Below are 14130 nucleotides of genomic sequence, written 5' to 3' on the forward strand. Positions count from 1 at the left end.
CGTCCCCGCCAGAACCCGGAGAAGGAATTCGCGGCTCTCAAACCAGCATCGACTGCTGGGCGAAGATACCCGCCATCGCGCCTTGCCATGATGCGGTGGTGACCGATGGCATTCCGGGATTGGCGAGGTCGCCGGCGGCATAGATGCCGGGCATGCTGGTCTCGCGGCGCTCATCGATCTTGAGGGCGATGCCGCTGGGCGTATCGACTGTGGCGAGGCCCAGTGATTCATGCAGGCTGGCCGACGGATTGTTGCGCGGATGGGCGAACAGGATGTCGACCGCGACATCGGGGCCGGTATCGAGTTTGACGGTGGTGCCATGGCCCCCGTGATGAACGATCCCGGTGATCCGGCCCTCGACGACAGGTATGTTGCGAGGTGCGAGATCGGCCCGGATATCCGGCGGAATGTCATGACCATCGGCGAACAGCGTCAACCTGTCGGTCCAATCGTGGAAAAGCTTGGCCTGATTGTGCGACTGCCGGCCGGACCAGACGAGGCCCCAATGCTGGCCGGCGACTTCAAAGCCGTCGCAATAGGGGCAGGGCACGATGGAGGTGCCCCAGCTTTCGGCAAAGCCCGGAACATCAGGCATCTGGTCCGCGATGCCATAGCTCAGGATCACGCGGCGCGCCTTGAGGCTTTCGCCATCGCCAGTGAGGACGGAGAAGTTGTCGATTGCGCCGGAGACACTTTCAGCCCGGGCACTGACCAGCTTGATCGTGGGATAACGCGCCAGCTGCCGCCGCGCCTCGGCCAGGATGTCCAGCGGCGGCTTGTGATCGTGGCCGAGCAGACCATGGGAGTGGCCGGCGAAGCGATTGCGCGGCAGGCCGGTATCGAGAACGGAGACCTTGCGGCGGGCACGGCCGAGCTGCAAAGCGGCGGCGAGACCGGCAAAGCTGCCGCCGATGATGATGACGTCATCCATGGTAATGGTCTCCGTGTTGCGGATGGAGGACAGGATAAAACCCACTCTCTGACTTGCATATTTTTGATACTACATGGTATCGTAAAATACGAATAACGATACTGTCAAGGATCTTAATGGTCGTGTCCGAAAATAGTCGAGGCCGGCGCGGCCGGCCGGCCAACGAGGCGCTTGGCCAAACGATAGTCGACGCAGCATACGAACTCTTTGTGGAATTGGGTTTTCAAGCGACGACATTGGACAAGGTCACCCAGCGAGCGAAGATATCCAAGCTCAGCATCTATCGGCACTTCGAGAACAAGGAGGCGCTGTTCAGCGCGGCCGTCGCCGCCCGCTGCCATCAGTTTGCACCACAAGCCCTTTTTGAAGGCGTCGACGGTTCGGCCGAAGATCAACTCATGGCGGCGGGATCATCGCTGCTTCGCACGCTGTTGAGCCCAGACGTCCGCAGTGTCGAAGCCATGGTCATGGCCGACAAGACGAACCAAAAGTCGTTGAGCAAGCTCCATTACGAAGCCGGCCCCGCCCATATCATCGCCCAAGTCGAGGCCCTGTTGCGTCAGTTGCATGCGAAGGCGGCTTTGAACGTGCCCGATCCTCTCCGGTCCGCCCGCTTGTTTGCCGCGCTTTTTAAAGGATCCGATCTCCTGATTATCGCACGCTTCGATGAGGCGAGAGCAGAGGACGACAACGAAATTGAAGCCTATTGCCGGTCGGCTGTCGCCATGTTCATCGCCGCGCACGGTGGCAGCGACCAGGCGGCGGGATAGCCTAGTTAAGAACGGATCAGAACAAGGATATGGCATGGCAGAGAAAGATGTTTATCAGGTAGCCGACTGGAAAGGCCAAAGCGGGGAGCGCTGGGTTACCCACCAGGCCCGGCTCGACGCCATGCTGGCGGTGTTCGGCCAGGCCGCGATCGAAGCCGCCGCGCCCGCGACGGGCGAGCGCGTGCTGGACGTCGGCTGCGGCGCGGGGGCGTCTACTCTGGATTTGGCCGCCCGGGTCGGCGCGGGAGGTCATGTGCTGGGCGTGGACATATCCGAACCGCTGATCGGCAGAGCGCGCGCACTAGCGCCGCAGGATACGCCGGCCCTGTTCCAAGTGGCTGACGCCAGCAGCGCCGAGCTGCCCGAGGGCGCGTTCGATATCCTGTTCTCGCGTTTCGGGGTGATGTTCTTTGACGATCCTACGGCGGCGTTCGCTCATATGCGCCGTGCGCTCAAGCCGGGCGCGCGGGTCGCTTTCGTCTGCTGGCGCGGCATGGCCGAGAACGACTGGGTGCGCTTGCCGATGAGCGCGATCAAGGGCATTCTCCCGCCGACCGCGCCGCCCGATCCCCAAGCGCCCGGCCCATTCTCGTTCGGCGACCGGGGGCGGGTTTCGCGTATCCTGACCGCGGCTGGCTTCACCGATATCGCTATCGCGCCATTCGATGCCTCCATCCCGTTCGGCGAGGGGAGGACGCGGGACGCGGCAATCGACGACGCGGTGGAGATGGCACTCGAGGTCGGACCGCTGTCGCGCGCTCTCGCTGATCAACCCGACGACATCCGGGCCCGCGCCTCGGAAGCGGTTCGTGACGCCTTCGCGGGCCGCCCCGGTGAGCGGTCGGTGATGATCGACGGCGCAGTGTGGATCGTCTCGGCGCGCAATCCGGCAAGCTGACAGGGATTGACCGGCGTTATGGCCCTCACATGCCACGGCAAGCGCGGCGGGCAGAGCCTTGTTTGCGATCTCGCGACTGGGGAAATAGAGCAGCAATGACGCCGATCATCTCTTTCCATCCATGGACAAACATTGGCGGTTGACGGCAACGATAGCCTTTATGCGCTATCCTTTTCGGCGCTCGCCGCCATATGCCTGAGCTCGTCCCAGAGACTTTCGGCGAAGCTGCGCAGAACGGTGAGTTCGAAGCTGTCATCGCCGGTGCGCGCGATCTGCACGGAGATATGGCCGACCATCGTCATGACGGAACGACCTTCCGGGAAGACGGCAGGATCGAGATCGACGGCGGTGCCCTTGGCAAGAAGCACGCGCGAATATCGGCCAGAAACGCCGATGCGCACGCGCCCATGGCTCTGGTCCATGATGAAGGCTTTTCCGGCGAGTGCGGCGGAGAGGGCCTCGAGACGTGCCTGCAGAAGCGGCTCGTCGCCGGCGACGAACCATTGCCGGAAGCCTGCTTCGCGGATCGAACTTTTCGCAAAACCCGCCTTCGCCAATTCCTGGCCAAGTTCGGCGGGCGCAATGGCGCCGAGCACATGCAGGAGATGACCTTCAGGCAAGGCTTCCAGCCGGACGCCAGGTCCCGTCACGCCGTTATGTGCCGTTCCGGCAAGAACCGGTCTGTGCTGTGGAAGATCAAGCATGAAGCTTCTCGTTTTCAGGATCGATGAAGACGGGATGGCAGAGCACCGCCTCGGTGAATTCGTTGCGCAGGCCGTTCCAGACCGTCACCTTCTCGCCGATGCGCTCCGGTCCGCGCCGGACGAGGGCCAGGCCGATCGTATGGCCGAGGCTCGGCGAGAAGGCGCTTGAGGTGACATAGCCCTGATCGTTTTCGAGCGTCGCCGCAGCGCCCTCGGCAAGAATATGCGAACCGGTGCGGAAGCCGCTTGCCGGGTTGAGCGGCTTGACGCCGACGAGGCGCGGGCGATCGGGATCCTGCAGGCCTTCGCGGGCAAGCATCGCCTTGCCGATGAAATCCGGCTTGGTCGATGAGACCATGCGGCCGAAGCCGAGATCGCCTGGGGTGACCGTGCCATTGATCTCGGCATGGGTGACGTGGCCCTTTTCGATGCGCATGACGCCGAGCGCTTCGACGCCGTAGGCGGAGATGCCGTGTTTCTCTCCTGATGCCATGATGGCGTCGGCAACGCTTTCGCCGTAGCCGGCCGGGACGGCGAGTTCGTAGGCAAGTTCACCGGAGAAGGAAATCCGGAAGAGCCGGCCTTCGAGGCGGCCGGCGAATAGCGACACCTTGCGGGCGCTCATGAAGGGGAAGGCCGCATCGGAAAGATCCTCGTCGACGATTTCCGAGAGGATCGCGCGGGACTTCGGCCCGGCAACGGCCATCTGCGCCCATTGATCGGTGGAGGAGGCGAAGCAGACGTCGAGTTCCGGCCACAGCGTCTGGGCGCAGAATTCGAGATGGGTGAGCACGCCGGCGGCCAGCGCCGTCGTTGTGGTCATGAAGAAATGGTCGTCGCTGAAGCGGCTGGTGGTGCCGTCATCATAGATGAAGCCGTCCTCGCGCAGCATGATGCCGTAACGGGCCTTGCCGACGGCCAGCTTGGCAAAACCGTTGCAATAGATGCGGTCGAGGAAGGCTGCGGCATCGCGGCCGAAGATCTCGATCTTGCCAAGGGTCGAGACGTCGCAGAGGCCAGCATTCTTCCGGATGTTCAGCACCTCGCGATCGACGCTTTGGCGCCAGTTCGTTTCGCCGGCGCGCGGGAACCAGGAAGAGCGGTACCAGAGGCCGGTTTCGACAAAGACCGCGCCATTCTTTTTCGCCCAGCCGTGCAACGGCGATTTGCGCGCCGGCTGGAAATCCTTGCCGCGCGATGTGCCGGTCAAAGCGCCGAAGGAGATCGGCGTATAAAAGGGTCTGAAGGTCGTCGTGCCCACCTCGGCGGGCGACACGCCGCGCGCCTCGGCAAGGATGCCGATGGCGTTGATGTTGGAAAGCTTGCCCTGGTCGGTCGCCATGCCGCTGGTGGTATAGCGCTTGGCAAGCTCGACATGGCCGTAGCCTTCGCGGACGGCGAGGCCGAGGTCCTTGAGGTGCACGTCGTTTTGGTAATCGACGAAAGCCTTGCCCTTCGCGCCTTTGACCGACCAGAGCGGCTTCGTGCGCTGAGCCATATCGGCAGCTGAGGCAAAGGCCGGTTCCGCTGCGAGACCGATCGACTTCAGGGCGGCGGCAGCCTTTCCCGCGCCATCGCCGAGGCAGGCGGCAATCTGCGCAAGGCCGGCAGCCGAGCCGGCAACGGCAAGACCATCCTGCGCAGCCGGCGCCAGGAACGCCGCGGCCTCCCGCGACCATTGCGGCTTGCCGCCGCGATGGCAGGCAAGATGGATGATCGGGCTCCAGCCGCCCGACACGGCAAGCGCATCGGCTTCGATCCGGCGAACACCCTCTTCGGTTTTGACGCTGACGCCGCGCAGACGCCGGCCGCCATGGGCATCGATGATTCGCGCGCCCCGCAGAACCTCGGCGCGGCCCGGCCAGCTCTCGCCGCCATCGGGGCGGCTGTCGACGATCGCCGCAACTCGAAGGCCGGCGAATTCGAGGTCAGCGGCGGTGTCATATCCGCTATCACTGGTGGTGAAGATCACCGTGCTTCGGCCCGGCGCCACCGCCTGCCGATTGAGATAGCTGCGCATGGCGCCTGCCATCATCACGCCGGGTATATCGTTGCCGCCGAAGACCAGCGGTCGTTCCTCGGCCCCCGTCGCAAGAATCGCCTGCCGGGCAATGATGCGCCACAGCCGTTCCACCGGACGATCCGGATCGGGCAGCGCTAAATGCTTTTGGACGCGCTCGACGGCTCCGAAAACATTGTCGTCGTACCAGCCGAAAACAGTCGTGCGTGGCAGGCGGCGCACATTTTCCAGGCCCTCCAGCTCGGCAAGCAGCTCGCCGACAAGGCTCCCCGCCGGCTTGCCGTCAACTGCGCCGCTTTCGCAAAGCAGGCTGCCGCCGAGTTCGGGTCCCTCGTCTGCAAGAATGACGCGCGCGCCGGCGCGGCCGGCGGTCAGCGCTGCAGCAAGGCCGGCAGGGCCGGCGCCGATCACCAGTAGATCGCAATGCGCCCAGCATTTCTCATAGGAATCGGGATCAGCCTCGTAAGAGGCTCTGCCGAGGCCCGCAGCCTTGCGGATCACCGGCTCGTAGAGCTTTTCCCAGAGCGCTGCCGGCCACATGAAGGTCTTGTAGTAGAAGCCGGCGCTGAGGAAAGGTGAGAGCAGGCCGTTGACCGCGCCGACATCGAAGCCGAGCGACGGCCAGCGGTTCTGGCTCATGGCCGTCAGCCCCTGATAGAGCTCGATCATCGTCGCGCGCGTATTCGGTTCGGTGCGCCCACCGCTGCCTGTCATCACCAGAGCGTTCGGTTCGGCGGCCCCCGCCGTCAGAATGCCGCGCGGGCGGTGATATTTGAAGCTGCGTCCGACGAGCTGGATACCGTTGGCAAGCAGCGCCGAGGCGAGCGTGTCGCCCGGATGGCCTTGCAGCGCCTTGCCGTCAAAGGTGAAGCCGAGTGCCTTGTCGCGGTCGATGCGACCGCCGGAGGAAAGACGGAAGCTCGTCATGCCGGTTCTCCGCCGAGCTTGGCAAGGGCGGCGTCCCGAACGTCATGGACCGCATGGGTGAGAGTATCGCGCTCGACGATCAGCCAGCGGCGGCATCCGGAGGAATGGTGCCAATATTCACTATGCCGGCCCCTCGGATTGTCGCGCAGATAGACATAGTCGTACCAGGCATCCGCCCCGGCATCCGGCGCCGGCCGGACAAGGTTCGCATCGCCGCGGATCGAGAATTCCTCCTTGGGCCGGACGCCGCAATGGGGACATGAAATCAGGCTTGCCATTGTCTAAATGTCCTCAGTGCAGGTTGGGCTGGGCGCCGACGCCCTTTTCGTCGATCGGATAGCCGCGCGCGAAACGGTCGAGCCGGAAGGCACGCGCCGTCTGATGCGGCGTGTTGCGGGCGATCAGATGGGCGTAACAGAAGCCGGAGGCGGGCGTGGCCTTGAAGCCGCCGTAACACCAGCCGGCGTTGAGATAGAGATTGTCGATATGGGTGCGGTCGATGATCGGCGAGCCGTCCATGCTCATATCCATCACCCCGCCCCAGGAGCGCAGGTAACGCACGCGCGACAGCGACGGAATCATCGCGATCCCAGCTTCGGCCACGTGCTCGACGGTGGCGAGATTGCCGCGCTGCGCATAGGAATTATAGCCGTCGATATCGCCGCCGAAGACGAGGCCGCCCTTGTCGGACTGGGAGACGTAGAAATGACCGGCGCCGAAAGTGACGACATTGTCAATGAAGGGTTTCAGCCCTTCGGAGACGAAGGCCTGCAGCACATGGCTCTCGATCGGCAGGCGAAGGCCGGCCATATCGGCGACCACGGTGGAATTGCCGGCCGCCGCCAGCGCCAGCTTGCCGCAGCCGATGAAGCCTCTGTTGGTTTCGACGCCCGCAATCTCACCGTTTTCGGTACGCATGCCGGTCACCTCGCACTGGGTGATGATGTCGACGCCACGGCTGTCGGCGCCGCGGGCGTAACCCCAGGCGACCGCGTCGTGACGCACCGTGCCGCCGCGCGGCTGGAACAGGCCGCCCATGACCGGGAAACGGGCATTGTCGAAATCGAGAAAGGGCAATTTCCTGCGCACGGCCTGCCGGTCGAGCAGCTCGGCATCGACGCCGTGCAGCCGCATGGCGTTGCCGCGACGCGTATAGGCGTCACGCTGCGCGTCGGAATGGAAGAGGTTCAACACGCCGCGCTGCGAGACCATGGCATTGAAGTTGAAGTCCTGCTCCAGCCCTTCCCAAAGCTTCATTGACAGTTCGTAGAAGGGATTGTTGCCGGGCAGCAGGTAGTTCGAACGGATGATCGTCGTGTTTCTGCCGATATTGCCGGAGCCGAGATAGCCCTTTTCGAGGACGGCGACATTGGTGACGCCGAACTCCTTGGCAAGGTAGTAGGCGGTGGCCAGACCATGACCGCCGCCACCAACGATGACGACGTCGTAATGCGGCTTCGGCGCCGGATCGCGCCAGGCGGGCGCCCAGCCCTTGTTGCCGCGAAGGCCGTTCAGAAAAATCGAAAGAGCGGAATAGCGCATGGGTCACCCGGAAAGAACAGCTGCATGATGCCAGAAAGAATCGACGAGACTTGCACAAAACGGACATATGCCGCTAAGAAAGGGACATGTCCTCACTTGATGGCAGAAATGTTCAGACGATCGGCTTCATCCTGATTCCAGGATTTGCGCTGATGTCCTATGCCTCGGCGACGGAGCCGCTGCGGGCGGCAAATCTGCTGGCTGGCCGCGAGATCTATCGTGTCTCCACCTATTCTCCGGATGGCGCGCCGGCCCTTTCCTCCTCCGGCGTCAGCGTGCCCGCCGATCCCCTTCCCATGAGGGGATCGGGCCTTAGTACCGCCTTCGTCTGCGCCGGCGGCTTGCCTCGGGATTGGCGATTTCCTGGCGTGCTTGCCTGCCTAAGGCAGTTGTCGCGCGAAGGCATCCGGATCGGCGGCATTTCCGGCGGCCCCTATCTGATGGCCGCCGCCGGACTGCTTGGGGGCCGCGACTTCACTATCCATTGGGAGCATGCGGCCGCCCTTCTCGAAGCCTTCCCGGATCTCACGCCGCGCCAGGCGCGCTTCGTGATCGACGGCAACAGGATCACCTGCGGCGGCGGTATCGCTCCACTAGACATGATGCATGTACTGATCGCCGAGCGGATGGGGCCGGATTTCGCCCGCCGGGTCAGCGACTGGTATCTTCACACCGAGGTCAACGAACCCGCTGCTCCGCAGCGTGCGTCTCTCGCCGAGCGATACGGTGTCCACCACCCTGGCCTGCTCAGCGTTCTCGAACGGATGGAGGAGACGATCGAGATGCCGCTCGAGCGCGCCGCAATGGCGCGGATCGCCGGTGTCACCACCCGCCATCTCGACCGGCTCTTTGCGGCCCATCTCGGCACCAGCTTCCTCGATCAATACCGCAGGATCAGGCTTCAGCATGCCCATCGCCTGCTGAAGCAGAGCCCGCTTTCCGTCTCGGAGATCGCTGTTGCCACCGGTTTTTCCAGCCTCAGCCATTTTTCCCGGATGTTCCGTGTCGTCTACGGCATCGCCCCGCGAGAGGCGCGGCGGGAATAAGTTTTCTTCACGGTTGAGAAATTTTCACTATGGCGATAGCGTTGCCTTGACCCAAAAGAGAAGGCAGCAGTAAATCCGATGAAAGCCAAAGGTGAAGCGGCAGACCAACCGGAACAGGCGCAGGGCGGACGCACCCCCTTTTCCCAGGACCCGCACGCCGTTCGCGAACCGAAGGAAAACAACCTCGAAATGGCGATCGGCCATGAGGTGCGGGCGTACCGCAAGAAACTCGGCATAACCGTCACCGATCTCGCGGCTGCGACCGGCATTTCACTCGGAATGCTGTCGAAGATCGAGAACGGCAACATCTCGCCGTCGCTGACGACGCTGCAGTCATTGTCGAGGGCGCTCGGCGTGCCGCTGACGGCCTTTTTTCGCCGCTACGAGGAGCCGCGCAATGCCGTCTTCGTCAAGGCGGGGCAGGGCGTCGAGCTGGAACGGCGCGGCACCCGCGCCGGCCATCAATATAATCTGCTCGGCCATATCGACAACAACACCAGCGGCGTCATCGTCGAGCCTTATCTCATCACGCTGACGGCCGATTCCGATGTTTTCCCGACCTTCCAGCATGAGGGCATGGAGTTTCTCTACATGCTCGAAGGCGAGGTCATCTACCGCCACGGCGACCAGCTTTTCCAGATGCAGCCGGGCGACAGCCTGTTCTTCGACGCCGATGCGCCGCATGGGCCGGAGCAACTGGTAAAACTGCCGAGCAGGTACCTTTCGATTATCAGCTATCCCCAGCAGAACTCGCGAAGCTGACTTGCCTTAGAAGAAAAGTTTATTCCTACCAGTTGAAGTCCATCCATAGACCTGCTAGTCCTTTCTCAACATGAAAGGAGGCACAGGCGATGTGCGGCATTGTTGGATTGTTCCTCAAGGACAAGAGCCTTGAGCCTCAGCTCGGAAACCTGCTTTCGGATATGCTGATCACCATGACGGATCGCGGGCCGGACTCGGCCGGTATCGCGATCTATGGCGGCTCCGCAGAGGGCAAGGCGAAAATCACTATTCAGTCCAGCAATCCAGGAGCGGACTTCGAGGGCCTCGCCGCTGACCTCGAGGCAGACGGCATCAAGGCCCATGTGTGGATCAAGAGCACGCACGCGGTCATTGAGCTTGATGCCTCCAAGCTTGTAGCAGTGCGCGAGGTGCTCGAACGGATTCGCCCGGCAGTTCGTCTTATGGGCTCGGGTGAGAGCGTCGAGATCTACAAGGAAATCGGCCTTCCGAAAGAGGTCGTGGCGCGCTTCGGAGTCCGCGCGATGAGCGGAACCCACGGCATCGGCCATACCCGCATGGCGACGGAATCCGCCGTCACCACGCTCGGCGCCCATCCGTTCTCGACCGGCGCCGACCAGTGCCTCGTGCACAACGGCTCGCTGTCCAACCACAACAACTTGCGCCGCGAGCTGACGCGCGAAGGCATGACCTTCGAGACGCAGAATGATTCGGAAGTCGCCGCCGCCTATCTGACGGCCGAAATGGCCAAGGGCAAGGATCTCGGCCAGGCGCTGACCGGTGCGCTCGACGATCTCGACGGCTTCTTCACCTTCGTCGTCGGCACCAAGTCCGGCTTCGGCGTGGTGCGCGACCCGATCGCCTGCAAGCCCGCCGTCATGGCCGAGACCGACCAGTATGTCGCCTTCGGCTCGGAATACCGCGCGCTGGTCAATCTTCCCGGCATCGAGAATGCCCGCGTCTGGGAGCCGGAGCCGGCAACTGTCTACTTCTGGGATCACGACAAGGCGGCCTGAGGCGCGCTGAAAGCCAAGAGGCGGCGCGGACCGTCTCCCGGACCAATGAGGATTCAATGCCGACATTCGATCTTTCCAACACGCCTCTTCGCGAATTGAACAGCGCGCTGCACGCTCTCTCCAAAGGTGCGAACGACACTGAATTCGAGGTCATCAACCCGCGCGGCAGCCATGCCGTCGCCGTCGGGATCGACAGCCCGGTGACGGTCGCTGTCAGGGGATCTGTCGGCTATTACTGCGCCGGCATGAATGACGGCGGCAAGATTACGGTTCATGGCTCGGCTGGACCGGGTGTTGCCGAAAACATGATGTCTGGCACCGTCGTCATCGAGGGCGACGCCAGCCAATATGCCGGCGCGACCGGCCGGGGTGGCCTGCTCGTCATCAAGGGCAACGCCGCCTCGCGCTGCGGCATTTCGATGAAGGGCATCGACATCGTCGTTCATGGCAGCATCGGCCACATGTCGGCCTTCATGGGTCAGTCCGGCCATCTCGTCGTGCTCGGCGACGCCGGCGATGCACTCGGGGATTCGCTCTACGAAGCCAAGCTGTTCGTCCGCGGTGAGGTCAAGAGCCTCGGCTCCGACTGTATCGAGAAAGAGATGCGGCCGGAGCATCTGGAGAAGCTTGCCGAACTGCTCGGCAAGGCAGGCGTGACGGACGTCAGACCCGAAGAGTTCAAACGCTACGGCTCCGCCCGCAAGCTCTACAATTTCAACATCGACAACGCAGACGCGTACTGAGGCGAGGGACACTCATGAGCTATCACAACCCCTATACCCCGCCACGCAAGTCCGCGACTTTCGACGACTATACGCTCGCCGAAATCCGCCGCGCGGCCGCCACCGGCATCTATGACATCCGCGGCGCCGGCACCAAACGCAAGGTTCCGCATTTCGACGATCTGCTGTTTCTCGGCGCCTCCATCTCGCGCTATCCGCTCGAAGGCTACCGCGAGAAGTGCGATACGACAGTGGTGCTCGGCTCGCGCTTCGCCAAGAAGCCGATCACGCTCAAGACGCCGATCACCATCGCCGGCATGAGTTTCGGCGCGCTTTCCGGCAACGCCAAGGAAGCGCTCGGCCGGGGTGCGACGATCGCAGGCACGTCGACCACGACAGGCGACGGCGGCATGACGGATGAGGAACGCGGTCATTCGCAGACGCTGGTCTACCAATATCTGCCGTCGCGCTACGGCATGAACCCGAAGGACCTGCGCCGCGCCGACGCAATCGAAGTCGTCGTCGGCCAGGGCGCCAAGCCCGGCGGCGGCGGCATGCTGCTCGGCCAGAAGATCTCCGACCGCGTCGCCAATATGCGCAACCTGCCGAAGGGCATCGACCAGCGCTCGGCCTGCCGCCATCCGGACTGGACCGGACCCGACGATCTTGAAATCAAGATCATGGAATTGCGTGAGATCACCGACTGGGAAAAGCCGATCTACGTCAAGGTCGGCGGCGCACGCCCCTACTACGACACCGCTCTTGCCGTGAAGGCCGGCGCCGACGTCGTGGTGCTCGACGGTATGCAGGGCGGCACTGCGGCGACTCAGGATGTCTTCATCGAAAATGTCGGCATGCCGACGCTCGCCTGCATACGTCCGGCCGTCCAGGCGCTGCAGGATCTCGGCATGCACCGAAAGGTGCAGCTGATCATTTCGGGTGGCATCCGCTCGGGCGCCGACGTGGCGAAGGCGCTGGCGCTAGGCGCCGACGCGGTCGCGATCGGCACGGCGGCGCTCGTCGCCATCGGCGACAACGATCCACGCTGGGAAGAGGAATATCAGAAGCTCGGCACCACTGCCGGCGCCTATGACGATTGGCATGAAGGCAAGGATCCGGCGGGCATCACCACCCAGGACCCGGAACTGGCACAACGCCTCGACCCGGTTGCGGCCGGCCGCCGCCTCGCCAACTACCTCAAGGTCATGACGCTCGAGGCTCAGACGATCGCACGCGCCTGTGGTAAGAACCACCTGCACAATCTCGAGCCGGAAGACCTCGTTGCATTGACGATCGAGGCATCGGCCATGGCGCAGGTGCCGCTCGCCGGTACCAACTGGATCCCTGGCAAGGGAGGCTTCTGATTTCTACCGGACGGGCAATATCCCGGCCGTCTCATATCCATAACCAAAGTGTCTCGAAGAAATCCAAAGGGGAACGAGAATGACACTGGACCTTGCTGCTTTTGCGAGAGACAAAGGCATCAAATATTTCATGATCAGCTATACCGACCTGTTCGGCGGTCAACGCGCCAAGCTGGTCCCCGCGGAAGCCATCGCCGACATGCAGAAGGATGGCGCCGGTTTTGCAGGCTTTGCAACCTGGCTCGATCTGACGCCGGCCCATCCGGACCTGTTTGCTGTTCCCGATCCTTCCTCCGTCATCCAATTGCCCTGGAAGAAGGACGTCGCATGGGTCGCCGCCGACTGCGTCATGGACGAACGGCCTGTCGAACAGGCACCGCGTGTCGTGCTGAAAAGACTGGTGGCTGAAGCTGCGAAGGAAGGACTTCGGGTAAAGACCGGCGTGGAGCCCGAATTCTTTCTCATCTCTGCTGACGGTTCGGTGATTTCAGACCAGTTCGATACCGCCGAGAAGCCTTGCTACGACCAGCAGGCCGTGATGCGTCGATACGATGTCATCGCCGAGATCTGCGACTATATGCTGGAACTCGGCTGGAAGCCCTATCAGAACGACCACGAGGATGCGAACGGCCAGTTCGAGATGAACTGGGAATATGACGATGTCCTGAAGACCGCCGACAAGCACTCTTTCTTCAAGTTCATGGTCAAATCGGTCGCCGAAAAGCACGGCCTTCGCGCCACCTTCATGCCGAAGCCCTTCAAGGGCCTGACCGGAAACGGATGCCATGCGCACATCTCGGTCTGGGACGTCGATGGCAGGGTAAACGCCTTCGCGGACAAGGAAATGGCCTTTGGGCTGTCGGCTCAGGGTAAAACCTTCCTCGGCGGCATCATGAAGCATGCCTCGGCGCTGGCCGCGATCACCAATCCGACGGTCAATTCCTACAAGCGCATCAACGCGCCGCGCACCACCTCGGGCGCGACATGGTCGCCGAACACCGTGACGTGGACGGGCAACAACCGCACTCACATGGTGCGCGTGCCGGGACCGGGGCGCTTCGAGCTGCGCCTGCCGGACGGCGCGGTCAATCCATACCTCCTACAGGCGATCATCATTGCGGCCGGCCTCGACGGCATCCGCAGCCAGGCGGACCCAGGCCAGCATTATGATATCGATATGTATGCCGAGGGCCACCTGGTGAAGGATGCGCCGCGCCTGCCGCTCAACCTGCTCGATGCGCTGCGCGCCTTTGATGCCGACGAGGGCTTGAAGGCGGCAATCGGGGCTGAGTTTTCCTCCGCCTATCTCAAGCTCAAGCACCTGGAATGGAATGCCTACTGCTCGCATTTCACCCAGTGGGAACGCGACAGCACGCTCGACATCTGAGCAGCCGGACCGACGTCTTCGCCATGCCGGGTTGAACAGCTCGGCATGACCGGACTCTCTGT

The 14130-nt window shown here is 62.9% G+C and carries 13 protein-coding genes; 8 read left to right on the plus strand and 5 right to left on the minus strand.

Translation table 11 applies throughout. The features are described from left to right. Positions 1-37: 37 nt before the first annotated feature. The gene (locus AC13QO_RS16555) at positions 38-931 is read right to left on the minus strand and encodes an NAD(P)/FAD-dependent oxidoreductase (RefSeq protein ID WP_285195072.1); all 894 of its coding nucleotides are present in this window, start codon (positions 929-931) and stop codon (positions 38-40) included. A gap of 122 nt (positions 932-1053) precedes the next feature. Between AC13QO_RS16555 and AC13QO_RS16560 the strand changes: the two genes are divergently transcribed. Both AC13QO_RS16560 and AC13QO_RS16565 read left to right on the plus strand, forming a co-directional pair. Continuing rightward, a complete protein-coding gene (locus AC13QO_RS16560) occupies positions 1054-1701 on the plus strand; it encodes a TetR/AcrR family transcriptional regulator (protein ID WP_285195161.1) in 648 nt (215 codons plus the stop codon). 34 nt (positions 1702-1735) lie between these two features. Continuing rightward, positions 1736-2599, plus strand: a complete 864-nt coding sequence (locus AC13QO_RS16565; protein WP_285195074.1) for a class I SAM-dependent methyltransferase — start codon at positions 1736-1738, stop codon at positions 2597-2599. A gap of 158 nt (positions 2600-2757) precedes the next feature. On the opposite strand, the gene AC13QO_RS16570 is transcribed toward AC13QO_RS16565, so the two are convergent. From AC13QO_RS16570 to AC13QO_RS16585, 4 genes are read right to left on the minus strand one after another with little or no spacing between them, the layout of a single operon-like run. After that, positions 2758-3303: a sarcosine oxidase subunit gamma gene (locus AC13QO_RS16570; protein ID WP_285195076.1), complete on the minus strand. Its 546-nt coding sequence runs from the start codon at positions 3301-3303 to the stop codon at positions 2758-2760. Continuing rightward, positions 3296-6250 carry a sarcosine oxidase subunit alpha family protein gene (locus tag AC13QO_RS16575; protein WP_488541271.1) on the minus strand — a complete coding sequence of 985 codons (2955 nt, stop codon included), beginning with the start codon at positions 6248-6250 and terminating at the stop codon, positions 3296-3298. The genes AC13QO_RS16570 and AC13QO_RS16575 overlap by 8 nt, the downstream gene beginning before the upstream one ends. After that, on the minus strand, positions 6247-6528 hold the full coding sequence (locus AC13QO_RS16580) for a sarcosine oxidase subunit delta (RefSeq protein ID WP_488541272.1): 282 nt from the start codon (positions 6526-6528) through the stop codon (positions 6247-6249). The genes AC13QO_RS16575 and AC13QO_RS16580 overlap by 4 nt, the downstream gene beginning before the upstream one ends. 13 nt (positions 6529-6541) lie before the next feature. Continuing rightward, entirely contained in the window at positions 6542-7792 is a 1251-nt protein-coding gene (locus AC13QO_RS16585; protein ID WP_488541273.1) for a sarcosine oxidase subunit beta family protein, read from the minus strand. 86 nt (positions 7793-7878) lie between these two features. On the opposite strand from AC13QO_RS16585, the gene AC13QO_RS16590 reads away from it, so the two are divergent. From AC13QO_RS16590 to glnT, 6 genes are all read left to right on the plus strand, one after another. Further along, entirely contained in the window at positions 7879-8838 is a 960-nt protein-coding gene (locus tag AC13QO_RS16590) for a GlxA family transcriptional regulator (RefSeq protein ID WP_488541274.1), read from the plus strand. Positions 8839-8916: 78 nt separating this feature from the next. Then, complete coding sequence (locus tag AC13QO_RS16595) at positions 8917-9600, plus strand: helix-turn-helix domain-containing protein (RefSeq protein WP_085781211.1); 684 nt, start codon at positions 8917-8919, stop codon at positions 9598-9600. 89 nt (positions 9601-9689) lie between these two features. Continuing rightward, on the plus strand, positions 9690-10595 hold the full coding sequence (locus AC13QO_RS16600) for a class II glutamine amidotransferase (protein WP_285195081.1): 906 nt from the start codon (positions 9690-9692) through the stop codon (positions 10593-10595). A gap of 56 nt (positions 10596-10651) precedes the next feature. Next, positions 10652-11338: a GltB/FmdC/FwdC-like GXGXG domain-containing protein gene (locus AC13QO_RS16605; protein WP_285195082.1), complete on the plus strand. Its 687-nt coding sequence runs from the start codon at positions 10652-10654 to the stop codon at positions 11336-11338. Positions 11339-11352: 14 nt separating this feature from the next. After that, positions 11353-12681, plus strand: a complete 1329-nt coding sequence (locus AC13QO_RS16610; protein ID WP_285195083.1) for an FMN-binding glutamate synthase family protein — start codon at positions 11353-11355, stop codon at positions 12679-12681. 79 nt (positions 12682-12760) lie between these two features. Then, positions 12761-14068, plus strand: coding sequence for a type III glutamate--ammonia ligase (glnT, locus tag AC13QO_RS16615; RefSeq protein ID WP_097598747.1), 1308 nt, complete (start codon positions 12761-12763; stop codon positions 14066-14068). Positions 14069-14130 lie beyond the last annotated feature (62 nt).

This window comes from Rhizobium sp. CNPSo 3670 (genome assembly GCF_057784555.1).

Bases quoted from the DNA above. Each gene is read 5' to 3' on its own strand.
- AC13QO_RS16600 (WP_285195081.1), top strand. From the start codon at position 9,690: ATGTGCGGCATTGTTGGATTGTTCCTCAAGGACAAGAGCCTTGAGCCT.
- AC13QO_RS16595 (WP_085781211.1), top strand. From the start codon at position 8,917: ATGAAAGCCAAAGGTGAAGCGGCAGACCAACCGGAACAGGCGCAGGGC.
- AC13QO_RS16605 (WP_285195082.1), top strand. From the start codon at position 10,652: ATGCCGACATTCGATCTTTCCAACACGCCTCTTCGCGAATTGAACAGC.
- AC13QO_RS16610 (WP_285195083.1), top strand. From the start codon at position 11,353: ATGAGCTATCACAACCCCTATACCCCGCCACGCAAGTCCGCGACTTTC.
- AC13QO_RS16590 (WP_488541274.1), top strand. From the start codon at position 7,879: ATGTCCTCACTTGATGGCAGAAATGTTCAGACGATCGGCTTCATCCTG.
- AC13QO_RS16570 (WP_285195076.1), bottom strand. From the start codon at position 3,303: ATGCTTGATCTTCCACAGCACAGACCGGTTCTTGCCGGAACGGCACAT.
- AC13QO_RS16565 (WP_285195074.1), top strand. From the start codon at position 1,736: ATGGCAGAGAAAGATGTTTATCAGGTAGCCGACTGGAAAGGCCAAAGC.
- glnT (WP_097598747.1), top strand. From the start codon at position 12,761: ATGACACTGGACCTTGCTGCTTTTGCGAGAGACAAAGGCATCAAATAT.
- AC13QO_RS16555 (WP_285195072.1), bottom strand. From the start codon at position 931: ATGGATGACGTCATCATCATCGGCGGCAGCTTTGCCGGTCTCGCCGCC.
- AC13QO_RS16575 (WP_488541271.1), bottom strand. From the start codon at position 6,250: ATGACGAGCTTCCGTCTTTCCTCCGGCGGTCGCATCGACCGCGACAAG.
- AC13QO_RS16585 (WP_488541273.1), bottom strand. From the start codon at position 7,792: ATGCGCTATTCCGCTCTTTCGATTTTTCTGAACGGCCTTCGCGGCAAC.
- AC13QO_RS16580 (WP_488541272.1), bottom strand. From the start codon at position 6,528: ATGGCAAGCCTGATTTCATGTCCCCATTGCGGCGTCCGGCCCAAGGAG.